We start from the raw sequence: 25,638 nt of genomic DNA on the forward strand, positions 1-25,638 counted from the left end.
ATGACAGTTACAAGTCATAAAGCATTACAGCACGAATGCTCAACACCAATAAAAATAGACTCCCCATGAAAAACTCACGGACCATCAACGTAATTTTCATAATTAATCTCGTAAGCTGAAAACATCAAACCCCTTCAGGAGCAAGCCCTGCAGGAACATCTGTATATACGCAGCTGAGCAGTAGTGTTGTTTAATTTTAATCGGTTATTCCGAGGATATTGCACGCCATTTATTTAACGGCGTCACTCATCGCCTATAAAGCGGGCGGGCCTGATTGCGGCCTGCCCGCAGACTATTGCCTGGCAGAGGACAACTATGAGTCAGCGTTTCCTTCCCTTTTCTCGCCCGGACATAGGCGATGAAGAAATCGCAGCGGTGAGCCGGGTATTGCGCTCCGGCTGGATCACCACCGGACCGGAATGCCAGAAGCTGGAGCAGCAATTTGCCGAGCGTACCGGCGCTGCCCACGCGATTGCCTTGTCCTCGGCCACTGGCGCGATGCACGTCACCTTGCTGGCCTTGGGCATCGGCCCGGGCGATGAGGTGATCACCCCGTCCCAGACCTGGGTCTCCACGGCCAACATGATCTGCCTCCTCGGCGCCACCCCGGTATTCGTCGATGTCGACCGGCATACCCTGATGAGCGATATCGACGCCATCGAACAGGCAATCACTCCCCGCACCAAGGCAATCATTCCGGTGCATTACGCCGGTGCGGCGTTCGATCTCGATCCGCTTTACGCCCTGGCCGAACGCCATGGCATCCGGGTCATCGAGGACGCAGCCCACGCCGCAGGGACCCGCTACAAGGGCCGCCCGGTAGGTGCCCACGGCACGGCGATCTTCTCCTTCCATGCCATCAAGAACATGACCTGTGCCGAAGGCGCGATGTTCGTCAGCGACGACGAGCAACTGGCCAATCGCGTGCGCATGCTCAAGTTCCACGGGCTGGGCGTGGATGCCTATGACCGCATGACCCACGGCCGCAAGCCTCAGGCCCAGGTGATCGAGCCGGGTTTCAAGTACAACCTGGCCGACATGAACGCCGCCATTGCTCTGGTGCAGCTGGAGCGCCTGGAAGCCATCAATGCCAAGCGCCAGTTGCTCGCCGAGCATTACCTCAAGCGTTTGGCCAGTTCACCCGTACTACCCCTGGCTCAGCCGCACTACGACCAGCACCACGCCTGGCACCTGTTCATCCTGCGCATCGACCCCGAGCGCTGTGGCCTGGACCGCGACGCCTTCATGAAGGCCCTGCAAGAACAGGACATTGGCAGCGGCATTCACTTTATCGCTACTCACCTGCACACCTGGTATCGCCAGCGCTATCCGGACGTACACCTGCCCAATACGGAATGGAACTCATCGCGTATCTGCTCGATCCCGCTGTTCCCCGAGATGTCCCTCGACGATGTCGAGCGAGTCGTCAGTGTCATTGAATCGATTGTGGAATAACGCCTGTGAGACCTTACCCGATCAACCGTGTATCCATAGTCATACCGGTCTACAACGAGCATGAGAGCCTGCCGGAGCTGTTGCGTCGCACCGCTGCGGCCTGCGCGCAATTGGACCATGCTTACGAAATCGTACTGGTCGACGACGGCAGCCGCGATGATTCCGCCGACATCCTGCAAGACGCCGCCGCCCGTGAAGGCAGCCCGTTCGTCGCCGTGATCCTCAATCGCAACTACGGCCAGCACGCGGCGATCATGGCCGGTTTCGAGCAGTGTACAGGCGACGTCGTGATCACCCTGGATGCCGACCTGCAGAACCCGCCCGAAGAAATCCCGCGCCTGGTCAAGTTTGCCGCACAGGGCTATGACGTAGTCGGTACGGTGCGCAACAACCGCCAGGATTCGGCCTGGCGTCGCTGGCCGTCGCGCCTGATCAACCTGGCCGTGCAACGCTCCACCGGGGTCGCCATGAGCGACTACGGCTGCATGCTGCGCGCCTATCGCCGGACCATCGTCGACGCGATGCTGGCCTGTCGTGAACGCAGCACCTTCATCCCGATTCTGGCCAACAGTTTCGCCCGCCACACCACCGAAGTATTGGTCGAGCACGCCGAGCGCGAGCACGGTGATTCGAAATACAGCCCGATGCGCCTGATCAATCTGATGTTCGATCTGGTCACCTGCATGACCACCACCCCACTTCGCCTGCTGAGCATCATTGGTTTCAGCATGGCGCTGCTCGGCGGCCTGTTTGCTCTGGCCCTGATCGTACTGCGCCTGATCTTCGGCGCGCCCTGGGCCGGTAACGGCAGCTTCGTGCTGTTCGCCGTGCTGTTCGTCTTCACCGGCGGGCAGTTCATCGGCATGGGCCTGCTGGGCGAATACCTGGGCCGCATGTACAGCGATGTCCGCGCCCGCCCGCGCTTCTTCATCGAAAAAGTCGTGCGCGCCGCACCGGCTACGCCTTCGACCACCACCATTGATTCGTCGACTCACCATTCTTCTTTGAGCAAGGTTGCGCCATGAGCCTGAAAGCTGTTGTCTTCGCCTATCACGATATCGGTTGCGTCGGTATCCAGTCCCTGCTGGATGCCGGTTATGAGATCAGCGCGGTATTCACCCATGCCGATGACCCGAAGGAGAAAACTTTCTTCGCCTCTGTCGCCCAGCTCTGTGCCCGCCACGATATCCCTGTGCATGCTCCGGAAGACGTCAACCACCCGCTGTGGATCGAGCGCGTCGGCAAGCTGGCACCTGATTTCATCTTCTCGTTCTACTATCGCCATCTGCTCAGCGACACGCTATTGGCTCAGGCGAAAAATGGCGGTTTCAACCTGCACGGCTCGCTGCTGCCACGCTATCGCGGCCGGGCTCCGGCCAACTGGGTGCTGGTCAATGGCGAAAGCGAAACCGGCGTCACCCTGCACAAAATGGTCAAGCGTGCCGATGCCGGCGACATTCTGGCTCAGCAGCGGGTCAGCATCGATATCAGCGACGACGCCCTGAGCCTGCACGGAAAATTGCGTCAGGCCGCTGCCGATCTGCTGTCGGAAACCCTGCCCGTGCTGGGTCGCGGTCAGCTCAACGGCACCGCTCAGGACGAATCCCGGGCCAGCTATTTCGGTCGCCGCGCCCCGGCCGATGGGCGTATGGATTGGCATCTGCCCGCCACCACCCTGCACAACCTGGTACGGGCCGTGACCCAGCCCTACCCCGGCGCGTTTTATCTGGCCGGAGAGCACAAGTTGATCGTCTGGAGCGCCAAGGCCCACGCCGACAATAACGGTCTGGCACCTGGCACCGTGATCAGCTGCGACCCGTTGCGCATTGCCTGCGGCGAAGGCTCGCTGGTGATCAGTGCCGGCCAGCGTGGCGACGATGGCCTGTACTTGAGCGGCCCGCAACTGGCCCGTGAATTCGGCCTGGTGGCCGGCTCACGCTTGGTCAGCAACGACAGCGTCAAGCCTGTGCGTCGTACCCGGGTTCTGATCCTCGGCGTCAACGGTTTCATCGGCAATCACTTGTCCGAGCGCCTGCTGCAGGACGACCGCTACGAAGTCTATGGCATGGACATCGGTTCCGATGCCATCGAACGCCTGCGCAGCAATCCGAACTTCCACTTCATCGAAGGCGATATCAGCATCCACACCGAGTGGATCGAGTATCACATCAAGAAGTGCGACGTGATCCTGCCTCTGGTGGCCATCGCCACGCCCATCGAATACACGCGCAATCCGCTGCGAGTCTTCGAGCTCGATTTCGAAGAAAACCTGAAAATCGTCCGCTACTGCGTCAAGTACAACAAGCGCGTGATTTTCCCGTCGACCTCGGAAGTCTACGGCATGTGCCAGGACCCGAGCTTCGACGAAGACACCTCCAATCTGGTGGTCGGGCCGATCAACAAACAGCGCTGGATCTACTCGGTATCCAAGCAGTTGCTGGATCGGGTCATCTGGGCCTACGGCCAGAAAGGCCTGAAATTCACCCTGTTCCGTCCGTTCAACTGGATGGGGCCGCGCCTGGACCGTCTGGACTCGGCGCGTATCGGCAGCTCGCGAGCCATTACCCAGTTGATCCTGCACCTGGTGGAAGGCACGCCGATTCGTCTGGTCGACGGCGGCGCGCAAAAGCGCTGTTTCACCGACGTGGTTGATGGCATCGAAGCACTGGCACGGATCATCGAAAACCGTGGCGACGCCTGCAACGGCCAGATCATCAATATCGGCAACCCGGACAACGAAGCGAGCATCCGTCAGTTGGGCGAAGAGTTGCTGCGCCAATTCGAAGCCCACCCGCTGCGCGGCAATTTCCCGCCGTTCGCCGGTTTCCGTGAAGTGGAAAGCCAATCGTTCTACGGCAAGGGTTATCAGGACGTCAGCCACCGCAAGCCAAGCATCGACAATGCCCGTCGCCTGATCGACTGGACACCGGGTATCGAACTGAGCGAAACCATCGGCAAGACGCTGGACTTCTTCCTGCGTGAAGCCATGGCCGAAAAAGCGGAACAGCGCTGATGCAGGCGGGCTTGCGCATCGATGTCGACACCTACCGTGGCACGCGTGACGGGGTCCCGCAGCTGTTGGAGATACTGGCTGACGCACAGATCAAGGCGACGTTTTTCTTCAGCGTGGGTCCGGACAACATGGGGCGCCATTTATGGCGCCTGATCCGCCCGCAGTTTTTCTGGAAGATGCTCCGCTCCAAAGCCGCCAGCCTCTACGGCTGGGACATCCTGCTGGCCGGCACCGCCTGGCCGGGCAAACCCATCGGCAGGGACTTCGGCCATCTGATGCGCCAGGCCCGGGATGCCGGCCATGAAGTCGGTCTGCATGCCTGGGATCACCATGGCTGGCAGGCCAACGCCGGGCGCTGGAGCGAGGCACAACTGACCGAAGAGATTCGCCAGGGCCTCGACTGCCTCAGCACCATTCTCGGTGAGCCTGTGACTTGCTCCGCCGCCGCCGGTTGGCGCGCCGACGAACATGTGGTGCAGGCCAAACAAGCTTTCAACCTGCGCTACAACAGTGATTGCCGTGGCACCAGTCTGTTCCGTCCGACCCTGCGCAACGGGCGTCCGGGCACGGTGCAGATCCCGGTCGATCTGCCCACTTACGATGAAGTCGTCGGCGCCGATCTGGCCAGCCGCGACTTCAATCGTTTCATTCTCGACCGCTTCAAGCCCGACGGCCTGAACGTCTACACCATCCATGCAGAAGTGGAAGGCATTCTGCTGGCCGATGACTTTCGGCAACTGTTGGCCCAGGCCCGCGACCGCAACATTCATTTTTGTCCCTTGGGCGAGCTGTTGCCCGAGGATCTCGACAGTCTGCCGACAGCCCGCCTGAGCCGAGGCACCCTCAGTGGTCGCGAAGGCTGGCTGGGAGTGCAACACGCATGACCACCACCCGAAACGGGTACATCCCCTTACTGCTGCTGGCCTTCGTGCTCGCCTATCTGTTGCCGCTGGCCAGCCACGGCCTGTGGATTCCCGACGAAACCCGCTACGCCCAGATCAGCCAGGAAATGCTCCATAGCGGCAATTGGGCAGCGCCGCACTTCATGGGCCTGCGCTACTTTGAAAAACCAGCCGCCGGCTACTGGATGATCGCCTTGGGTCAGGCCCTGTTCGGCGAGAACCTGTTTGGCGTGCGCATTGCCTCGGCCCTGAGCACCGGGCTCAGCGTGCTGATTGCCTGGCTGCTGGCGCGCAACCTGTGGAACGACCCGCGCAAGAGCTTCGCCTGCGCCCTGCTCTACATGAGCTTCGGCCTGATCGCCGGGCAGGCCGGCTACGCCAACCTCGACCCGCAATTCAGCCTGTGGGTCAACCTCAGCATGCTGGCGTTCTGGCTGGCCCAAAGCAGTACAGGCCATCGGCGACCGGGCTACTGGGCACTGCTCGGCGTGGCCTGCGGCATGGGCTTCATGACCAAGGGTTTCCTCGCCTGGCTGTTCCCGGTGCTGATCGCCCTGCCTTACATGGCCTGGCAAAAGCGCCTGGGGGAACTGATCAGGTTCGGCTCCCTGGCCGTGCTCGTCGCCATCGCCATTTGCCTACCCTGGGTGTTGACTCTGCATGGCCGGGAACCGGACTACTGGCGATTCTTCTTCTGGCACGAGCACATCCGCCGCTTCGCAGGCGAAGATGCCCAACACATCCAGCCGATCTGGTTCTACCTGCCGATTCTGGTGGTCTCGTGCCTGCCTTGGGCGGTACTCCTGCCGGCCACGATAAAACAAAGCTGGCGGGATAAACGCCTGGCATCTGTCGGTTTCCTGCTGCTATGGGTACTGCTGCCCCTGGCGTTTCTGAGCCTGAGCCGCGGCAAGCTGCCAACCTACATCATGCCGTGCCTGGTGCCCCTGGCTCTGTTAATGGGGCATGCCATCATCAACCTGCTGCAACAGGGTCGCCTGGGCGCACTGCGCTTGAACGGGCTACTCAATGCCCTGTTGGGCGTAATCGGCCTGATTGCACTGACCTGGTTGCAACTCAAACAACCGGTCTATAACCAGGAGCCGGTTGCCAAGCTGCTGCTGATCATCGTGCTGTCGGGCTGGGTCGTGGCCAATGCCTTCCAGGCCCTTCGCCCGATGCGCAGTTGGGCCAGCCCGGCCCTGGGTATCGGCCTGTTGGTAGCATTGTTGCCCAATGCCCTGCCCATGGCCACGGTGCTGAGCAAGACCCCGCAGCTGTTCATTCAGCAACATGAACAGGAACTGGCGAGCAGCACCAGCCTGCTGTCCAACGACCTGGGTGCGGCCTCGTCTCTGGCCTGGACCCTCAAGCGCAGTGACGTGGTGTTCTACAACACCGTGGGCGAACTCGAGTACGGCCTCAGCTATCCGGAAGGCGACGCCCGCAAAGTCGATCTCAACTCGGTCCAGGCCTGGATGGAGCAAGCCCGGCGCAAGGGTTCCGTCGGTGTCGTGATCCGAGGTGCAGGCGATTCAGAGAAACAGGAAATAGATCTGCTGCCCAAAGATGGCAAACGCTTTGCCGACGGCAATATGCTCATTCTGCTGTTCGAGCAAACCCCGCCATGAGCCTGGTATTGCTATTGACTGCCTGCCTGCTGACCTGCCTTGGGCAGATCGCGCAAAAGCTCGCAGTGGAACAATGGCGCCCCGGTTTTCCCGGCATCGCCAGGGCAATGACCAACGCGTGGCTGTGGCTGGCGCTGCTCTGCCTGGGTCTGGGTCTGCTGGTCTGGCTGTTGGTCCTGCAACGACTCGAGGTCAGCATCGCCTATCCGATGCTGAGCCTGAACTTCGTCCTGATCACCCTGACCGGCCGCTATTTGTTCAATGAAAAGGTCGACGCCCGGCACTGGTTGGGCATTGCCCTGATTCTCGCTGGCGTCCTGCTGCTGGGGCGCCAGGCATGAGCCGCACATCAGGCATTGCCCTGGCCATGGCCAGTGTCGGGCTGGTCAGTGCCGCCCAGTTGGGCATGCGCTGGAGCATGTTGCGCCTGCCCACCCCTGGACAGTGGCCCGAGGCCCTGAACCAGGGCCTGCTGCAGGTGGCGCCGTTGGCGGTGGTCGGCAGCGCCATCCTCGCCTATGGCCTGTCCATGCTGTGCTGGCTGCTGGCCCTGCGCGAGTTGCCCCTGAGCCGTGCCTACTCACTGTTGAGCCTCAGTTATGCGCTGGTCTACCTGATCGCCGCGTGCCTGCCCTTTTTCCATGAAGCGTTCACCGTCTCCCGGACAGTCGGCGTCAGCCTGATTGTCGCGGGCGTACTGACGATCAATTTTCGCCGCACTCCTCGTAATGAAACCCAGGATTTAACCCCATGAAAATCAGCGTCTTCGGTAGCGGATATGTCGGTCTGGTACAGGCTACGGTATTGGCTGAAGTCGGCCACGATGTCATCTGCATGGACATCGACCAGGCCAAGGTCGAGCAACTGCGCCAGGGCCAGGTCAGCATCTTCGAACCTGGGCTGGCCAGTCTGGTCAAGGAGAACCTGGAGAAAAGCCGCCTGCGCTTCACCTGCGACGAAAAGCTCGCGGTAGAGCATGGCGAAGTGTTGTTCATCGCCGTCGGCACCCCACCCAAGGAAGACGGTTCGGCGGACCTGAGCGGCTTCTTCGCCGTCGGCGAAGCCATTGCCCGTCACCGCGTCGAACCACTGATAGTCGTGGAAAAATCCACCGTACCGGTGGGCAGCGGCGATGCTCTGGTCAAGCACATCAGCCAGGCCCTGCGCGATGCTGGCCGCATCCTGTCCTTCGACGTGGTCTCCAACCCTGAATTCCTCAAGGAAGGCTCTGCGGTGAGCGACTGCCGCCGCCCGGACCGTATCGTCATTGGCTGTGAAAACGATGAAGTGCAGAAGGTCATGCGCGAGTTGTATGCGCCGTTCAACCGCAACCACGACCGCGTGATGTTCATGGACCGGCGCAGTGCCGAGCTGACCAAATACGCCGCCAACTGCATGCTGGCGACCAAGATCAGCTTTATCAACCAGATCGCCGAACTGGCCGAGCACCTGGGCGCCGACATCGAATCCGTGCGCCTGGGTATCGGTGCCGACTCCCGTATCGGCTATGACTTCATCTATCCCGGTTGCGGCTACGGCGGCTCATGCTTCGGCAAGGACATTCGTGCCCTGATCCATAGCGCTACTGAAGCCCATTGCTCCAACGACCTGTTGCGCGCGGTTGAAAGCATCAATGAGCGACAGAAGAACAAGCTGTTTGAGCGAGTCAATGCCTTCTACAAAGGCGATCTGCGCGGCAAGATCTTCGCCATCTGGGGCCTGGCCTTCAAGCCCAATACCGATGACATGCGCGATGCGCCGAGCCGGGTATTGATGGAAGCCTTATGGGCGGCCGGTGCCAGCATTCGCGCTTTCGATCCGGAAGCCATGCAGGAAACCCAACGCCTTTATGGCAATCACCCGGAGCTGATGCTGATGGGCACTCCCGAGTCAGCGCTCAATGGCGCCGATGCGCTGATCGTCTGCACCGAGTGGCAACAATTCAAGGCGCCGGACTTCGAGCTGATCCAGCAGCGCCTGAGTGCCCCGGTGATCTTCGATGGTCGTAACCTCTACGACACCGAACGTCTGGCCGAAAACGGCTTTCACTACTTCCCGATTGGCCGTGGCGAATCATGCAGCCTGCCGATTCCGCAACAGCAGTGGGTTGCGGCCTGACACCCAAACATATGACTCGTAGGACCGGCTTTAGCCGGAAGGACAATCTCCCGGCTAAAGCCGGTCCTACGGGAGAAACATCAAAGCAATGCACATGCGGTGGTGGACTTCACTGCCCGTTCACCCGCATCAGCACATAATCTTCCTTGTCAAAACGCCCATGCAGCAACACCGGCAGATCTGCCAGCCGGGTCCCTTTCAAGGCCATGTAACTGCTGTTGCTCATCATCACGTAAGCCGGCCCGCTCACCGCCACCAACTGCTGTGGCGTCTGGGTGAACTGCGGTTGCAGGTCGTGATCCAGATTGACTATGAACTTGATCGCCTTGGCGTCCTTGCCCATGACATGCAAGACCAAGGGCAGCGGGTCCTTTTGCATGACCTGATCCACCTGAAGGCTGAAGCTGCGGGTGTCATACAGATTGCGCTCGACCGGCTCGAACACCCAGATATAACTCGACCACACCGCCAGCACCGCACACGCCGCCAGACCGTAGACCCGCAATCGGGGTCTGAACAGTGACGCCAGGGCAAGAATCTGCAGCAAGCCAAGGAAAATCAGTACGCCACCGATGCTGGTCAACTGCTCGGGAAAGCGCTGTCGGGCCACCAGCAGCAAGCCAATGAACAGCCCCGGCAACACACAGAGAACGGCCATGACCAACGCCCGCAGCCCGCTCAGCCACTTGTTGCCAACCGCCTGGAAGGGATAGGCCGCAATAATCGCCGCCATGGGCACCATCGGCAGCATGTAGCGGGCTTTCTTGGCCTGGGGCACCGACAGCCCGACCATGACAATCAACCCCGCCGCCACACAGGCCCAGACCAGGCGCAGTTCCGGCCCCTGATGACGCCAACGGCTCAACACCAGGGTTAACAGCACGACGATAGCCAAGGGATAGGCGATGGCGAAATTGCCCAAGGAACTGGTGAAGTAATAGGTCGTGCTGCTACTCCCCTCGCTGCCATCCATGCGTGAAGTGAACTGCATGCGCACCACTTCGGCGACGAAATCGCTGCCGCCACTGACCTTGGCCAGCAGCAGCAACAGCGCGATGCAAGCCCCCAGCAGCGCCGCAGCGGCGAACCCGAAGATGAACATGCGCCGCCACTGCCCGCTCAATATGTAATAGCTGCACAGGATGCCCGTCGGCACCACCAGACCTATCGGCCCGCGAATGGCGAAGCCCAGCACCAGCAGGACAAAGATCCAGGTCAGGCGCCGGGACTTGCCGAAATGATCGGCGGCATAGCCCAGATAGAACACCGCAAAAGCCACGGTGGCGAGCATCTGGTCCAGGGAAACGGCACGCGTCTCGCTGATGAAGGTGGTACTGAGCATCAGCAGGGTAATGCTCAGCAGCGCCCACTGTCGCGAGTAGGGTGCCAGCAGGCGGTACATCAGCATGACCAGCAAGGCCGAGGAGATGGCCGTGGGCAGCCAGGCCGTCAGACTGGTCACCCGACCCAGAGGCAGGGAGAACAGATAAATGAGAAAGGTCGAAGTGGAACTGTAATCCGCGTAAGGCTCGCCATAGGTGGTCGGGAAAAAGCCGGGGCCGTGGCGCAGCATCTCTTGGGCAAACAGGACAAAACGCGAATCGAAACCGATGGCCGCCTGATGCGGATCACCGATAACAAACACAATCAATGCAAGCACACCCACCAACAGGGCATGCAGATAAATATCAGGGGCCGATAGAACAGAATTCCGACCAGGCGCGAGGAATGACACTGCACACTTTCCTTATTCTCAATGAATCACACGTCCCTCCCGGTTCTGTCGAGAGAACCGGGCGGCATACAGGGTTTTACCTGTTTGCCCGGTTCAATGCACCTGACTTAATGAGCAACCACGATACAGTGCGAATAATTGCAGTTGAGCGCTTCACCGCTTGCGCAAAACATAGACCCGCCACATGGCATACAACGGAATGAAATCAAGACGAGACTGAATATCGAACCCGGCCTGAGCAAACTCGGCCTCGACGATGTTCTCCGGCAGGACAAAACGATTCTGATAGCCATGCACCTTGTTTTGCTCAAGGCGTTTCTTCTCCTGCTGCTTGCGCCGCCAGGACTTGAAGTTGCCATCGACCCACAGGGAGATGATTACCGTCTCGCGGGTCACACGATGGAATTCCGCCAGCAAAGCCTTGCGGTGCTCGGCTTCACCGATATGGTGCAGCAGGCGCATGCAGAAAATGGTATCGACCGAATTGTCCGACAGACCGGTATCGAACGCCGACATCTGCCTCAGCTCGACACGTTCGACGATGTCCAGCGGCTGGCCCTTTGCAGCCGTGCGCAGCATGCTTTCGGAGTTGTCGGCGGCCATGATCACGCGGTTCTGCTTTTCCGCCAGCACCGGCCAGAAGCGCCCGGCACCACAGGGCAGGTCCAGTACCAGACCAGGATCCCCGGCTAACTCCAGGGCCTTGCGGGCCAGTTGCATATCCCGCCAATTGGACAGCCGGCGGGACAGACCGTTACGGTGTTTGTGCAAGTACTGTTGTGCGTGTTCGTCGTTGTATTTTTCGGAAAACTTGAGTTTGATCTGGGTCATGGCAAGTTGCCTCCTTAAACAATAGGCGCACTCTAACCAAGGCAACGTAAACAATAAGTTGAGCATATGTGAAAATTTCATAAACTTGTAACAGCTTATGTAAAGCCGCATTTACATATCGACAAACGGGCATATAAACATGTAACAATATATATATTAACTGGACTTATCAGGCACATTAGACGACACAACAACCACGAACAAACCTGTTCGCAGCAGTGCAGATAAAATTAGAATGCGTTCTTGTAGGCGCTGCCGAAGGCTGCGAAGCGGTACATCGGGGTAATCCCATTCGCAGCCTTCGGCAGCTCCTACGGAAGGTATTGCTATAACCCCACAGTAAAGCAGCAACCATGAGGCTCGCGGGTCGTGAGGGAAACCGTCCAGCGCTGGTTGTCACAGATACGCTGGACCAACGACAGCCCCAGACCCAATCCTTCGCCACGCTGCTCGTCGCCGCGCACGAAGGGCTGGAACATGGCCTGCTGTTTTTCCAGAGGGATACCGATACCGCTGTCCTCGACCATAAAGCCGTGCTCCGTGAGCGTCAGGCGAATAAAGCCTGTATCGGTGTAGTGCCAGGCATTGCGCAGCAAGTTGCCCATCACTGACTGTAACAGGGTCGGGTTATAGCGCCCCGTTGCCGACGGACACGGCACATAGATAAGTTGCAGGCCCTTTTCCTCGATGGGTTGGCGCCAGACCTCCAGCAACTCGTCGGCAACCTGGCTCAGACTCTGCTGGCAGGCAGGCTGCGTCGCTTGAACCTCGGTGCGCGCCAGCAACAGAAAGGTCTCGACCAACTGCCGCATGCCCAAAGTCGCGCGACTGACCCGGCTGACCTGGGTCCGCGAGCGTGAATCCAGGCCCGGATGATCCAGCAGCAATTCGCAGGAACTGGCCAGGACCATCAACGGAGTGCGCAACTCGTGGCTGACGTCGCTGGTAAAGAGCTTCTCACGCTGCAGCGCGGCACGCAGACGCCCGAGGGTCTGGTCGAAGGACAACGCCAGTTCGCCGACCTCATCCTTGGCATAATCCTCGGCCAGCCTGGGCGCTACTTCGAGGATCTGGTCACGATGACGGACCTGGCCGGCCAGGCGAATCACCGGCGCCATGACCCGCGAGGCCAGCAATCGTCCCAACAGAATGGCCAGCAATATGCTGAGAATAAAACCGATGAGCACCACGCCGAACAAAATGCGCTCACGCTTGGCGAACTTGCGCTGGTCGCGCAGCAGTACATAACGACGATCATCGACCCGCTGCACAATGACGTAATAGCTCTTCTTGCCCCGTTCCAGTTCGTGATAGCCGGGCTGCAGATCAATCAGGTCGTCGCTGAGGGCCAGATCACCCTGGCCGCCCTCAAAATAGAACAGCTCTTCTTTTTCCGGGCGATGACGCCAGTCGCTGATATTGTCCTGCGACAGCATCCGCCGCAGATCGCTGCCCAGACTGATGGCCGTCAGGCGTTTCTCGACAATATGTACGGTGACAAAAATGCCCACGGCAAAGGTCCCCGCCACCAACGCACTCATCAGGGCAAAAACGATCACGATTCGTTGTTTTAAGCTGTGCTTGATATCCATCGGGGTCCAGACATACCCATTACTCATGTAGACGACGCCAACGGCCACCCTGTCGACGTCAACGGCAGGCAATGATTATCAAATGAGCGATGTCATGGTTTCGTCAAATCCCTGGATTTTTTCAGCTTTGTAACAACTGACACGGATTCCACACGGTTTTGACGTTTTTTTCTCATGTCGGGAATTAGTTTGCTGCCACCTTCAACTGCTAATGATTCGCATTGGCCAAGATGTGGCAACCTCATCCCCTGTCAGGAATCGACAACGACATGCCTAGCAAAACTCACTCATTCGTCAACAGCGTGCTGTTCTCCGCCATGCTTCTGGGTACGTCCTGCGTCTACGCTGCCGATGACGGCATCGTGGTCTACAACGCCCAGCACGAAAGCCTGACCCAGGCCTGGGTCGACGGTTTCACCAAGGAGACCGGCATCAAGGTCACCCTGCGCAATGGCGATGACAGCGAGATGGCCAACCAGATCGTCCAAGAAGGCAAGGCCTCACCGGCTGACCTGTTCCTGACCGAGAACTCACCGTCAATGGTGTTGGTAGACAAGGCCGGGCTGTTCGCCCCGGTAGCGCCTGCCACCCTGTCCCAGGTCGACGCGCCGTATCGCCCGGCCCATGGCACCTGGGTCGGCATCGCCGCACGTTCGACCGTATTGGTCTACAACAAGGACAAACTCAAGCCGGCCGATCTGCCCAAGTCCCTGCTTGACTTGGCCGAGCCAAGCTGGAAAGGCCGCTGGGCCGCATCGCCCGCCGGGGCCGACTTCCAGGCCATTGTCGGCGCCATGCTTGCCCTCAAGGGCGAGGCCGCCACCCTGGAATGGCTCAAGGGCATGAAAACCAACGCCACTGCCTATCGCGGCAATGGCACCGTGCTCAAGGCGGTGAATGCCGGGCAGATAGACAGCGGCGTGATCTTCCACTACTACAGCCTGATCGATCAGTCCAAGACCGGCGAAAACAGCAAGAACACCTCGCTGTACTACTTCAAGCACAAGGATCCTGGCGCTTACGTGAGCATCTCCGGCGGCGGTGTACTGGCCTCCAGCAAGCATCCGGAGCAGGCCCAAGCCCTGCTGAAATGGATCACCGGCAAACAAGGCCAGGCGATCCTCAAGGACGGCAACTCGTTTGAATACGCCGTTGGTGCAGGTGCCCAGTCCAACAGCAAACTGGTGCCTCTGGAACAGCTTGATGCTCCGGTGCTGGATAGCTCGAAACTGGACAGCAAGAAGGTCGTGGAGCTGATGACCAAGGCCGGGATTTTGTAAGTGTCGTCAGAGTCCGCTCAAGCACTGACGCAAACCGCCGCCGGGGAGGCCTCATTCGCCACCCCGGCGGCTTTGCGTGCGCGTCGCTCCAATGGCAAGCACCCGCCCCTGTGGATCAGCAGCAGCGCCATCATGCTCTCGCTGCTGGCGCTGCTGCCCCTGGGTTTTATTCTGGTCATTGCCTTTCAGACTGGCTGGGCGACGGTCAGCGAACTGGTGTTTCGACCACGGGTCGCAGAGCTGCTGGTCAACACCCTGTTGCTGGTGCTGCTGACCATTCCGCTATGCATCGTGCTCGGGGTGGCCATGGCCTGGCTGACCGAACGCACCGAGCTGCCGGGGCGACGCATCTGGTCCCTGCTGGCGACCGCGCCGATTGCCGTACCGGCCTTTGTACACAGTTATGCCTGGGTCAGTCTCACCCCTTCGTTGCATGGATTGCCGGCGGCGGTGCTGATTTCCGTGCTGGCGTATTTTCCCTTCCTGTATTTACCCATCGCGGCGTCCTTGCGGCGCCTCGATCCGGCCATCGAAGATGTCGGCCAATCCCAGGGCCTGAAGCCCTGGGCCGTGTTCCGCCGCGTGGTGTTGCCGCAACTGCGCCTGGCGATCTGTGGTGGTTCGCTGCTGGTGGGTCTGCATTTACTGGCCGAATACGGCCTGTACGCGATGATTCGCTTTGACACCTTTACGACGGCGATCCTTGATCAGTTTCAGTCGTCCTTCAACGGTCCGGCGGCCAACATGCTGGCCGGGGTCCTGGCGTTGTGCTGCCTGTTGCTGCTGAGTGTCGAATCAATATTGCGCGGCAAGGCCCGCTATGCCCGGGTCGGCTCCGGCAGCGCCCGTGAACCGCGCCTGCAACGCCTGTCCAGCCGGATCAATAGCCTGGCCCTGCTGCTGCCGATCGGTCTTAGCGCCCTGGCCCTGGGTGTGCCGCTGCTGACCCTCGGTAGCTGGCTGATCGCTGGCGGCGTACAGGCCTGGCATGGCGCGAGGATCCTCGACGCCCTGCAGCAGACCATGGTGCTGGCCGGCTTCGGCGCTGTACTGACCACCTGTGCGGCGATCCCGGTGGCCTGGCTGTCGGTGCGTTCGCCGGGACGTCTGCATCGCCTGCTGGAAAGCTGCAATTACATCGCCAGCTCCTTGCCGGGCATTGTTGTCGCCTTGGCCCTGGTGACTATCACCATTCATTTCGCCCAGCCGATCTACCAGACCGCCGTGACCGTGCTGCTGGCCTATCTGCTGATGTTCCTGCCCCGGGCCCTGGTCAGCCTGCGTGCCGGGATCGCCCAGGCCCCGGTGGAGCTGGAACACATTGCCCGCAGCCTCGGTCGCTCCCCGGCTCAGGCCTTGTGGCGCGTGACCATGAAACTGGCAGCGCCATCGGCGGCTGCCGGAGCGGCCCTGGTGTTCCTCGGCATTACCAACGAGTTGACCGCCACCCTGCTGCTGTCGCCCAGCGGTACACGCACCCTGGCCACCGGTTTCTGGGCCATGACCTCGGAAGTCGACTATGCCGCCGCTGCGCCCTATGCCTTGATCATGGTGCTGCTGTCGCTGCCGTTGACCGCCCTTCTCTACCATCAATCCAAACGCACGGCAGGCCGATGAACGCCCTGGAACTCCACGCTATTCATAAGTCCTTCGGTGGCGTACCCGCCATCAAGGATGTCAGCCTGAGCATTGCCCCGGGCAGCCGCACGGCGATCGTAGGCCCCTCCGGCTCGGGCAAGACCACCCTGCTGCGCATGATTGCCGGGTTTGAGTTTCCCGATTCCGGGCGCATGGCCCTGCACGGTCAGTGGCTGGTTAACGAGCAGGGCGAAGTCCCGGCCCATCAACGCAATATCGGCTATGTCCCGCAAGATGGCGCGCTGTTCCCGCATCTGAACGTGGCCGACAACATCGGCTTCGGCCTGCCCGGCAACAGCGCTGGCAAGCGTCAGCAAGTGGCGCAGCTGATTGAACGGGTCGCCCTGGATCCGGCCATGGCCAGCCGCTGGCCCCATGAATTGTCCGGCGGCCAGCAACAACGCGTGGCCCTGGCCCGGGCCTTGGCCCAGCAACCAAAGTTGATGCTACTGGACGAACCTTTCTCGGCGCTGGATACCGGTCTGCGCGCCGCCATGCGCAAAAGCGTGAGCAAGGTCCTGGCCGAAGCCGGTATCGCGACGATTCTGGTCACCCATGATCAGGCCGAAGCGCTGTCGTTCGCCGATCAGTTAGTGGTCATGCGTCAGGGCCGCCTGGTCCAGGCCGGTGCACCGCGGGCGCTGTATCTGAATCCGATCGATGAAGAGACCGCCGTGTTTCTCGGCGATGCCCTGGTGTTGACGGCCCTGGTTGATCAGGGTCTGGCTCATTGCGACCTCGGCCTGGTGCCCGTCAGCGATGTTCGTTGCCAGGGTCAGGTGCGCATCATGCTGCGCCCGGAGCAGGTGCTGTTGATTGCGCCACACACGGCGACGGGCAACGTCCAGGGGCGGGTGACGGATATCGATTTCGGTGGCAACAACTGCCTGGTCACGGTGGAACTCGATCCGCCCCTGTCGTCACGCCCGGTCAAGCCACGCTCGATCGTGGTCCGTAGCCCCGGCCTCGACATTCCGGCGGTGGGCAGCCGGGTCGGTTTTTCCATCCAGGGCCAGGCCCACGTGTTTCGCTGAGAACCCTCAGTTCAAGCGGGGTCGCCGACCTTGCCGAACAGGCAGAAGCACACGACAAGAGCGACCACCACCGGCACGATCAGGCCCCATAGGCCGCAGAGCAGATAACACAGCGCCGCGACGATGCAACCCAGGGCAAAACCCAGCAGGTTGTGCACAACAGGCTTGAGGCGCAGGCGGATGGCGGCGCGTTGTTCGGGGTCACGTTGCTCGAACAGGGCAAAGACATCCACCGCCAGTTGCGTCACATTACCGGTCATCAGGGTGGTCGGTGGCGCACCTTTCATGTGCTGGCGCGACACGGCGTTCTGAATGGCCATGGCGGCGACACCGGTCATGCCGGTGAGCAACGCCAGGCCACTGTCGCTGTCACTGAACGGCCCGAAGCACACGCCGAACAGGGCGAACAATGCCAGCAACACCGTGTGGGCGATCAGCAACGGCCGCAGCGGCGCCAGGCCACGGCGATTGATCATCACCGCCGCCAGATGGCTGAGCCCCACCACCAGCACAAACACCGGCAAGGCCAGCATCTTGGCTATCGCGCCGGACGTGCCATGCACAATGCTCACCCCCAGCGTCACGAAGTTACCGGTGACATGGGCGGTGAACAGCCCCTGCAGGGCGAGAAAGCCCAGCGTGTCGACAAAGCCGCCATTGAAGCTGAGGGCCGCGGCGACGGAGCGGTGTGGCGTGGAGGGCATTGGGGCAGTTTCCTTAACGACGCGTGGGAGCGTGGCTTGCCCGCGAAGGCGATTTACAGGACACAGAATACGTATCGAATGTACCGACCTCTTCGCGGACAAGCCTCGCTCCCACGGTGTGCTATTGCCGACTGCGCCGCAATGCCTGCCGACAACAGATAGCACACCGGTTCAAATCACCCGTGCAACTGGCCCAGACAGCGCTCCAGGATGTCCAGGCCCTCACTGAGAATATGTGCCTCGGTGGTCAGCGGGGCCAGCAGACGGATGATGTGCCGGGACTTGCCGCTGGGCATCAGCAGCAAGCCATTGTTACGTGCCAGTTCCAACAACTGGGCAAGTTGAGCTGTGGCCGGTTTGCCTTGCGGCGTGAGCAATTCGATACCACGCATGGCGCCAACGCCGGTCAGGCGGCCGAGATAGGGCGACAGTTTGCGTTCCTGCCAGTCCTGATAACGCTCGGCGAGCATGCCCGCCTGCAAGCTGTTCCAGGCGGCGAGGTTGGCATCGGTCATCTCGTCCAGGGTCGCCAACGCCGCCGCACAGGCAATCGGGTTACCCGAATAGGTGCCACCCAGCCCGCCCTTGGGCAACGCATCCATCAAAGCCTTGCGCCCGACCACCGCGCCCAGCGGTACGCCACCGGCAATGCTCTTGCCAAGCAGGATCAGGTCCGGCTCGATACCCAGGCGGCTGAAGGCAAAGCGCTCGCCGGTACGACCAAAGCCCGACTGGATTTCGTCGACGATCAGTACGATGCCCTTTTCATCGCACAGACGCCGCAACGCCTGAGCAAACTCGATATCCAGAGCGAGGAAGCCGCCCTCGCCCTGCACTGCTTCGACGATGAAACAGGCGACGTCATCGATATCGATCTCGACACTGAACAACCGGTCCATGGCCTTGAGCGCTTCTGCGCAGCTCACGCCATTGTCGGCGCTGGGGTAAGGCAGGTGATACACAGGGCCGGGCAACACCCCGACCTTCTGCTTGTAAGGGGTGACCTTGCCATTGAGGTTCAGCGTCGCCAGGGTGCGACCATGAAAGGCACCGTCAAAGGCGATCACCGCCGTACGCCCGGTGGCGCCACGCACGATCTTCAAGGCGTTCTCCGCCGCTTCCGCACCGCTGTTGGTGAGCATGCCGCTGACCGGATAGCTGACCGGAATGAACGCCGCCAGACGCTCGATATATTGCTGGTACGGCAGATGCGGCACCGCGTTGAAACAGTAATGGGTCAATTGACCGGCCTGGCGGGTAATGGCTTCAACCACCCGCGGATTGCAATGGCCAAGGTTAAGCACACCGATACCGCCGACGAAATCAATAAAGCGCCGCCCCTCGGTATCCCATACCTCGGCGTTGCGGCCATGGCTCAGGCTCAACGGATGGACATGGGAGACGGACTGGCTGACGGCGCTCATACACGCACCTGCCCGCTCGCCGAAGCGGTCACAGAGTCAGGCGAAAAGTGGGTAACGCAGTTACGCAAGGCCATGCTCGAATCGTCCTGCTGACAAGGGAAAGGCTCTCATCTAAGCGATGATCGGGCCCTGGCAACAAGCGAAATAAAATCGTTGATTCATTCCACGATGGAATCGTTAGTTGTAGATATTTTCCGCCGGGTTTGCTTTCCTGACCAAGGAGCGAGGAAAATGACCGCTCTTGCGCCTGCTGTGCGCCTCAGATTATTCCCGATGCCACGGACCGCGCTCGGTCGGTGGTGTCTCTGCCGAGAACCCAGAATGGTTTCAAGACCCGTCATCAATGCTTCGGTCAGCCCCAAGGGCAGCCTGGAAACCCTGTCGCAGCGCGAAGTGCAACAACTCAGCGCCGCCGGTTCAGGCAGTGTCTACAAACTGTTTCGCCAGTGCGCCCTGGCCATCCTCAACACTGGCGCCCATGTTGATAATGCCAAGACCATTCTCGAAGCGTACGAGAGCTTCGACGTATTGATTCATCAACAGGACCGTGGCGTGCGCCTGGAGCTGCTCAATGCCCCGGCCGACGCCTTCGTCGATGGCGAGATGATCGCCAGCACCCGCGAGATGCTGTTCAGCGCCCTGCGCGACATCGTCTACACCGAAAGCGAACTGGACAGCCAGCGCATCGACCTGAGCAGTTCCCAGGGCATCACCGACTACGTTTTCCATCTGCTGCGTAATGCCCGCACCCTGCGTCCCGGCGTCGAGCCGAAGATGGTGGTGTGCTGGGGCGGCCACTCGATCAATACCGAAGAATACAAATACACCAAGAAGGTCGGCCACGAGCTGGGCCTGCGCAGCCTGGATATCTGCACCGGTTGCGGTCCGGGCGTGATGAAAGGGCCGATGAAAGGCGCCACCATCGCCCATGCCAAGCAACGCATTACCCATGGCCGCTATCTGGGCTTGACCGAGCCGGGCATCATCGCCGCCGAGGCACCGAACCCGATCGTCAACGAACTGGTGATTCTTCCGGATATCGAGAAGCGTCTGGAAGCCTTCGTTCGTGTGGGCCACGGCATCATCATCTTCCCCGGCGGCGCCGGTACGGCCGAAGAGTTCCTCTACCTGCTCGGCATTCTCATGCACCCGGACAACCGTGACGTGCCCTTCCCGGTCATTCTCACCGGGCCGAAACACGCCGCGCCGTACCTGCAACAGCTAGATGCCTTCGTTGCTGCGACCCTCGGCGATGCGGCCAAGGCGCACTACCAGATCATCATCGACGATCCGGCCGAAGTCGCGCGGCATATGACCCAAGGCCTGAAACAGGTCAAACAGTTCCGCCGCGAGCGCAACGACGCCTTCCACTTCAACTGGCTGTTGAAGATCGAAGAAAGCTTCCAGCGCCCCTTCGATCCAACCCATGCCAACATGGCCAACCTGCAGCTGGATCACAGCCTGCCGCCCCACGAACTGGCGGCCAACCTGCGTCGGGCGTTCTCCGGCATCGTCGCCGGCAACGTCAAGGACAAGGGTATCCGCCTGATCGAAGAACATGGCCCGTACGAAATCCACGGTGACACGACGATCATGCAGCCACTGGACAAGCTGCTCAACGCCTTCGTCGAACAGCACCGGATGAAACTGCCGGGCGGCGCGGCGTATGTGCCGTGTTATCGGGTGGTGACCTGACAACACGCTGATTCGCGGGCAAGCCCGGCTCTCACAGGGATCCACAGTGGGAGCAGGCTTGCCTGCGAAGGCAATGTCAGCCGCGAAGGATGTACAGGCTGAACCGTCCCCTTCGCAGGCAAGCCTGCTCCCACAACCGACTCACCTGCCCGCTCAACTGACCTGCGCCCGCAACCGCGCCACATCCTTGAGCGGCGAAGCGCCGAACAGGCGGCTGTACTCGCGGCAGAACTGCGACGGGCTTTCGTAGCCCATGCGGTAGCTGGTCGAAGACACGTCGCTGTCTTCGCTGATCAACAGGCGCCGGGCTTCCTGCAGGCGTAACTGCTTCTGGTACTGCAACGGGCTCATGGCCGTTACCGCCTTGAAACGCTGATGCAAGGTCGACGGGCTCAAATGAACCCGTTGCGCCAACTCGTCGATGCGCAACGGTTCGACGTAGTGATTGTTCAACCATTCGATGGCACGGCTGACCCGCTGGGTCTGGCTGTCGGGAATGGCAATTTCCAGCAGGCGCGCGCCCTGCCTGCCGCGCAATACCCGATAGAAAATCTCGCGCAACGCCATGGGCGCCAACAGCGCGATGTCCTCCGGCGTTTCCAGTAATCCAACCAGGCGCATCAGGGCGTCGAGCAAAGGCGTATCCAGCTCATCCAGAAACAACCCCCGACCGGTGCTTGCAGACGCCTCGATTTTCGGGATATCAGCCAGCAACCCGGCAATTTCCGCCCCATCGATATCCAGGCGCACGCACAGATAGGGCTCGTCGGCACTGGCCTGAATGACCTCACCGGACAACGGTAGCGTGACCGAAACCACCAGGTAATTCAGCGCATCGTAGTGGTAGAGCTCATGCCACAGACGCACCTGCTTGCGCCCTTGCAGAATGACGCACAGCGCCGGTTTGTGCAGGACATGCAGGGTTTCGCCGGGCTCGTCGACGCGAATGAAATTCAGGCTCGGGATGCCTGTTTCATAAGTGCCCGGCTGTGGCGCCAAGCGCCTGATTCGCGCCACCAGCTCGGCCCGGCGTACGGCGGCAGGGTCCAGTGAAGACGAGCCAAAAGGGATAACAGCGGTCATGGCGGTGAAGTCCGTGGCGATCATGCCTCATTCATCCACGGCGCCTGAGCCGTTGTCAACGCGGGCGCTGCGGCTATACAGGATCAGGCAAAAACCGCGAAGGATCCGGATAACGTCGCCGGATTGCCGCGCCCTACTCTGGTCCCCCTACCAGCCAGGGAGTCACCCACATGTCCACTTCAAACAAAGTCATCCTGATCACCGGCGCCAGCAGCGGCATCGGCGAAGCCACCGCTCGCCTCCTGGCCGCCCAGGGCGCTCGCGTCGTGCTTGGCGCGCGGCGCACCGACCGCCTGCAAAGCCTGTGCGCCGAGATCAACGCTGAAGGCGGCAACTCCCTGTATCAGGCCCTGGATGTCACTGATCGTGCCGATGTGCAGGCCTTTGTCGACTTCGCCGTCAGCAAGCATGGTCGAATCGATGTGCTGATCAACAACGCCGGCGTCATGCCCCTCTCGACTCTCGAGGCCCTGAAAGTCGACGAGTGGGACCGCATGATCGACGTCAATATTCGCGGTGTATTACACGGCATCGCCGCCGGGCTGCCGCTGATGCAGGCGCAACGTTCGGGGCAGTTCATTAACATCGCCTCCATCGGCGCCTACACCGTCAGCCCTACCGCCGCCGTCTATTGCGCGACCAAGTTTGCCGTGCGGGCAATTTCCGAGGGCCTGCGTCAGGAGGTCGGCGGCGATATTCGCGTCACGCTGATTTCCCCCGGCGTGACCGAGTCAGAGCTGGCCGAGAGCATTTCCGATGAAGGCGGCCGCAACCTGATGCGCGAGTTCCGCCGGATCTCCATCCCGGCCATGGCCATTGCCCGGGCGATTGCCTATGCGGTGGAGCAACCGGCGGATGTCGACGTCAGCGAACTGATCGTACGGCCGACAGCCAGTCCTTACTGAGCCTCCTGGACGCCTGACGAACACCGGATCGTAGGACCGGCTTCAGCCGGGAGAGCGTCATCAGCCTCAAAGCCGCCCTCCCGCATAAAGTAGAACGCCGCCCGGCCGGTCCTACAAAGATTCTGAGCGATGCGATGAAACAGACACACCGCGTCGATGCATTCGCGGGCAAGCCTCGCTCCAACGGGATAACGCTTGGCTTTCGTGATGCAGTGCTCACGCCCGGCCGGGGGGAACTGGCACACTGGCCACAGGTCTGAGCCACGCCGCCCCATCGCCCGCCAATCAAGGAAGTCCCATGTTCGATGCCTCGTCGCGCCTGCCCCGCTGGAGCCTGGTCAGCCTGTTGTTGTGGCTGTGCCTGGTCAGCCTGAGCCACGCCGCCGATAGCCCGTTGTTGCCGGTGATGCATGGCCGGGTCAACGACCTGACCCAGACCCTCGACACCGCAACGCGCCAGCGCCTGGAGACGAAAATCGCCGCCCTGGAAACCCGCAAAGGTGCGCAGATCGCGGTCTTGCTGCTGCCCACTACCGGCGACATGAGCATCGAAGACTACGCCAACCAGCAATTCCGTATCTGGAAGCTGGGCCGCAAGGATGCCAATGATGGCGTGCTGCTGGTCGTGGCCAAGAATGATCACAAGATGCGTATCGAAGTCGGCTATGGTCTGGAAGGCGCTATCACCGACCTGGTGGCCAGCCGGATCATCCGCGAGCGCATGACCCCGGCCTTTCGCGAAGGCCACTTCGACCAAGGCATCGAACAGGCAGTGGACGCTTTGATTCTGCTGGCAGACGGCGAATCACTGCCCGAATCGTCGCCATGGCAAATGCCACTACAGGCCTATGGCGTGCTGATCGCCTTTATCCTCGGCGCTATCCTGGGAGTGCTGGCGTTCGCCCGAAAACTGACCTGGCGCTGGACCCTGGGCCTGGCGCTGTTGAGCACCGCCATTCTGGTCGCTGCAACCGGTGGTCGCGAATGGCCCGCGCAACTGTTGGTCGTGCCGCTTTGCCTGTTGGTGGGCGGCGCGACGTTTGGCGCGCTGTGGATGGCGCGCACGGCGTTCTATGTGGTGCTCGGGCTGATCGCTTATATCGTGGTGATGGTGGTCGTCAGCCGCAGTCTCGGCTCGGCGGTGCTGATCTATGGCCTGGCGTGGCCGGCGGGAGTGCTGTTGTTTGTCGGCCTGTGGTTCGGCATGTTCCTGCTGATGCGCGCGACCTGGCGCAAAAGCCCGCTGAGCTTCTGGATTCGCCTGCTGATAGCCGTGGCTGTGACCCTGCTCGGCGGTCAGGCCGCCAATGGCTTGAACCATCTGCAGACCTGGCTGGTGCTGCTGCCGGGCTTCTGGATTCTGTGTTTGATTCTGTTCAGCATCGGCAAAGGCAGCGGGTTTAGCGTCGGCACGTCGTCGGGAGGCTCGAGCCGCTCCAGTTCCAGCTCGAGTTCCAGCTCCTCCGGTGGCGGCGGATCCAGTGGCGGCGGTGGCGCCTCGGGGAATTGGTAAACATCGCCACACGCGGCCTGTACGCCGTGATTACAGAGTGGAAGCGGATTCATCCGCGAATGGGCACAGCCGATACATATTCATCGTCTTAAATACCGTTTTCGCGAATGAATTCGCTCCCACAATTCACGCCTGAAGAATTTGCTCACATCAGACTCAGAACGAATAATCCGCACTCAAAGTCGCACCACGCCCTGCCCCCGGCACGCCATAACCACGACCGTTGCACTCAGCCCAGTAATGCTGAATGAGTCCGCCCCCCATTATGATTTGTAGGACTCTTCCTTAACTACGCAGGACTTTTCCGAAACTCATCCCGAGGTCTGGATTAGAGCTGTCCGATCCTCCACTGTTTCGCGCCTGAGACAAGACAAACCCTCGCCAGAGCCTGTCCTTGTCACCTTGAGAATCTGATTTTCTAAAGCCGGGCTGCCATGGATATTCATGGTGGCGGGAGGTCGCGACCGTGAAAAACAACAGTGTTTATTGCCATCAACCATTGATTGATTATTTCCAGACTAATAATTCAACGCAATTAAACAGCCACGTTAAAAGTGCTACCGGCCAACTGCCCAACCCGTTGCGATGCCGGGAGGCCTGAGCATGTCCACCCCAGCCCGGGTCTTCTACGACCACACCCGCCATAAACTCGATATCCACGACCTCGACGCCCACCTCGACGTCCTTGCCTTCGAGGGCGAAGAGCAACTGAGCCAGCCGTTCAAATACATCATTGAATTCACCTGCACCGAGCAGGACATCGCCGCCGCCCAGGTCCTCAGCAAATTCGCCGATTTCACCCTGCATAACCCGCCTGTCAAACCGGCCTGGGGCACGCCCGAGCCCGAGCCGCCGTTGCGTACCGTGCGCGGGATCATTACCGACTTCAGACGCCTGTCCAGTTCAAGGGACGAAGCCCGCTACGAAGTCATCCTGCAACATCAACTGGCCTTGCTCGGCAAGGGTAAGCAATACCGCATCTACCAACAACAGTCCGTGCCGGAGATCGTCAAGAGCGTGCTGTGCAGCCGCCACCCCTTCGATCCCTGGGAGTGCCGCTTCGACTTGCTGCGCGAGTACCCGCG

Annotated in this window: 21 protein-coding genes; 15 read left to right on the forward strand and 6 right to left on the reverse strand. The window is 60.6% G+C overall.

Features of this window, described 5'->3' with window-relative positions:
- Positions 1-315 precede the first annotated feature (315 nt).
- Genes arnB through M2401_RS19760 form a run of 8 tightly spaced genes read left to right on the forward strand, consistent with a single transcriptional unit; the run spans position 316 to position 9,119 of the window.
- Positions 316-1,455: a UDP-4-amino-4-deoxy-L-arabinose aminotransferase gene (arnB, locus tag M2401_RS19725; RefSeq protein ID WP_259105294.1), complete on the forward strand. Its 1,140-nt coding sequence runs from the start codon at positions 316-318 to the stop codon at positions 1,453-1,455.
- Positions 1,456-1,460: 5 nt separating this feature from the next.
- On the forward strand, positions 1,461-2,480 hold the full coding sequence (gene arnC, locus M2401_RS19730; protein WP_259105296.1) for an undecaprenyl-phosphate 4-deoxy-4-formamido-L-arabinose transferase: 1,020 nt from the start codon (positions 1,461-1,463) through the stop codon (positions 2,478-2,480).
- Positions 2,477-4,468 (forward strand): bifunctional UDP-4-amino-4-deoxy-L-arabinose formyltransferase/UDP-glucuronic acid oxidase ArnA, encoded by a 1,992-nt coding sequence (arnA, locus tag M2401_RS19735; protein ID WP_259105298.1) that lies wholly within the window; start codon positions 2,477-2,479, stop codon positions 4,466-4,468. The genes arnC and arnA overlap by 4 nt, the downstream gene beginning before the upstream one ends.
- The gene (arnD, locus tag M2401_RS19740) at positions 4,468-5,352 is read left to right on the forward strand and encodes a 4-deoxy-4-formamido-L-arabinose-phosphoundecaprenol deformylase (RefSeq protein WP_259105300.1); all 885 of its coding nucleotides are present in this window, start codon (positions 4,468-4,470) and stop codon (positions 5,350-5,352) included. Before arnA ends, arnD begins: the two co-directional genes overlap by 1 nt.
- Positions 5,349-7,001, forward strand: coding sequence for a lipid IV(A) 4-amino-4-deoxy-L-arabinosyltransferase (gene arnT, locus M2401_RS19745; protein WP_259105301.1), 1,653 nt, complete (start codon positions 5,349-5,351; stop codon positions 6,999-7,001). Before arnD ends, arnT begins: the two co-directional genes overlap by 4 nt.
- On the forward strand, positions 6,998-7,342 hold the full coding sequence (gene arnE / locus M2401_RS19750) for a 4-amino-4-deoxy-L-arabinose-phosphoundecaprenol flippase subunit ArnE (protein WP_259105303.1): 345 nt from the start codon (positions 6,998-7,000) through the stop codon (positions 7,340-7,342). The genes arnT and arnE overlap by 4 nt, the downstream gene beginning before the upstream one ends.
- A complete protein-coding gene (gene arnF / locus M2401_RS19755) occupies positions 7,339-7,755 on the forward strand; it encodes a 4-amino-4-deoxy-L-arabinose-phosphoundecaprenol flippase subunit ArnF (RefSeq protein WP_310504141.1) in 417 nt (138 codons plus the stop codon). The genes arnE and arnF overlap by 4 nt, the downstream gene beginning before the upstream one ends.
- Positions 7,752-9,119 carry a UDP-glucose/GDP-mannose dehydrogenase family protein gene (locus tag M2401_RS19760; protein ID WP_259105305.1) on the forward strand — a complete coding sequence of 456 codons (1,368 nt, stop codon included), beginning with the start codon at positions 7,752-7,754 and terminating at the stop codon, positions 9,117-9,119. Before arnF ends, M2401_RS19760 begins: the two co-directional genes overlap by 4 nt.
- Positions 9,120-9,228: 109 nt before the next feature.
- Here M2401_RS19760 and M2401_RS19765 read toward each other — a convergent pair whose 3' ends face one another.
- From M2401_RS19765 to M2401_RS19775, 3 genes are all read right to left on the reverse strand, one after another.
- Positions 9,229-10,779 (reverse strand): glycosyltransferase family 39 protein, encoded by a 1,551-nt coding sequence (locus M2401_RS19765; RefSeq protein WP_259105307.1) that lies wholly within the window; start codon positions 10,777-10,779, stop codon positions 9,229-9,231.
- A 228-nt stretch (positions 10,780-11,007) separates the two neighbouring features.
- Entirely contained in the window at positions 11,008-11,685 is a 678-nt protein-coding gene (locus M2401_RS19770; protein WP_259105308.1) for a class I SAM-dependent methyltransferase, read from the reverse strand.
- 326 nt (positions 11,686-12,011) lie between these two features.
- Positions 12,012-13,277 (reverse strand): HAMP domain-containing sensor histidine kinase, encoded by a 1,266-nt coding sequence (locus M2401_RS19775; RefSeq protein WP_259105330.1) that lies wholly within the window; start codon positions 13,275-13,277, stop codon positions 12,012-12,014.
- Between the two features lie 317 nt (positions 13,278-13,594).
- Here M2401_RS19775 and M2401_RS19780 point away from each other — a divergent pair, with 317 nt between their 5' ends.
- The 3 genes from M2401_RS19780 to M2401_RS19790 all read left to right on the forward strand — a co-directional run bounded on the left by M2401_RS19780 (position 13,595) and on the right by M2401_RS19790 (position 17,229).
- Positions 13,595-14,557: an iron ABC transporter substrate-binding protein gene (locus M2401_RS19780; protein ID WP_259105331.1), complete on the forward strand. Its 963-nt coding sequence runs from the start codon at positions 13,595-13,597 to the stop codon at positions 14,555-14,557.
- Positions 14,558-14,689: 132 nt separating this feature from the next.
- On the forward strand, positions 14,690-16,174 hold the full coding sequence (locus M2401_RS19785) for an iron ABC transporter permease (protein ID WP_259105333.1): 1,485 nt from the start codon (positions 14,690-14,692) through the stop codon (positions 16,172-16,174).
- Complete coding sequence (locus tag M2401_RS19790) at positions 16,171-17,229, forward strand: ABC transporter ATP-binding protein (RefSeq protein WP_259105311.1); 1,059 nt, start codon at positions 16,171-16,173, stop codon at positions 17,227-17,229. Before M2401_RS19785 ends, M2401_RS19790 begins: the two co-directional genes overlap by 4 nt.
- An 11-nt stretch (positions 17,230-17,240) precedes the next feature.
- On the opposite strand, the gene M2401_RS19795 is transcribed toward M2401_RS19790, so the two are convergent.
- Together M2401_RS19795 and M2401_RS19800 are read right to left on the reverse strand one after the other, a co-directional pair.
- The gene (locus tag M2401_RS19795; protein ID WP_259105314.1) at positions 17,241-17,933 is read right to left on the reverse strand and encodes a YoaK family protein; all 693 of its coding nucleotides are present in this window, start codon (positions 17,931-17,933) and stop codon (positions 17,241-17,243) included.
- Positions 17,934-18,109: 176 nt separating this feature from the next.
- Complete coding sequence (locus tag M2401_RS19800; RefSeq protein WP_259105315.1) at positions 18,110-19,357, reverse strand: aspartate aminotransferase family protein; 1,248 nt, start codon at positions 19,355-19,357, stop codon at positions 18,110-18,112.
- Positions 19,358-19,678: 321 nt separating this feature from the next.
- Here M2401_RS19800 and ppnN point away from each other — a divergent pair, with 321 nt between their 5' ends.
- Positions 19,679-21,052: a nucleotide 5'-monophosphate nucleosidase PpnN gene (gene ppnN / locus M2401_RS19805; protein ID WP_259105316.1), complete on the forward strand. Its 1,374-nt coding sequence runs from the start codon at positions 19,679-19,681 to the stop codon at positions 21,050-21,052.
- A 153-nt stretch (positions 21,053-21,205) separates the two neighbouring features.
- Here ppnN and M2401_RS19810 read toward each other — a convergent pair whose 3' ends face one another.
- Positions 21,206-22,135: an AraC family transcriptional regulator gene (locus tag M2401_RS19810; RefSeq protein WP_259105334.1), complete on the reverse strand. Its 930-nt coding sequence runs from the start codon at positions 22,133-22,135 to the stop codon at positions 21,206-21,208.
- Between the two features lie 170 nt (positions 22,136-22,305).
- On the opposite strand from M2401_RS19810, the gene M2401_RS19815 reads away from it, so the two are divergent.
- From M2401_RS19815 to M2401_RS19825, 3 genes are all read left to right on the forward strand, one after another.
- The gene (locus M2401_RS19815) at positions 22,306-23,040 is read left to right on the forward strand and encodes an SDR family oxidoreductase (protein WP_259105317.1); all 735 of its coding nucleotides are present in this window, start codon (positions 22,306-22,308) and stop codon (positions 23,038-23,040) included.
- Between the two features lie 298 nt (positions 23,041-23,338).
- Entirely contained in the window at positions 23,339-24,553 is a 1,215-nt protein-coding gene (locus M2401_RS19820; protein ID WP_259105318.1) for a YgcG family protein, read from the forward strand.
- Between the two features lie 603 nt (positions 24,554-25,156).
- Positions 25,157-25,638: contractile injection system protein, VgrG/Pvc8 family (locus tag M2401_RS19825; RefSeq protein ID WP_259105319.1), on the forward strand; the 482-nt coding region annotated here is incomplete at its 3' end.

Source organism: Pseudomonas sp. JUb42 (genome assembly GCF_024807945.1).
GTDB lineage: Bacteria > Pseudomonadota > Gammaproteobacteria > Pseudomonadales > Pseudomonadaceae > Aquipseudomonas.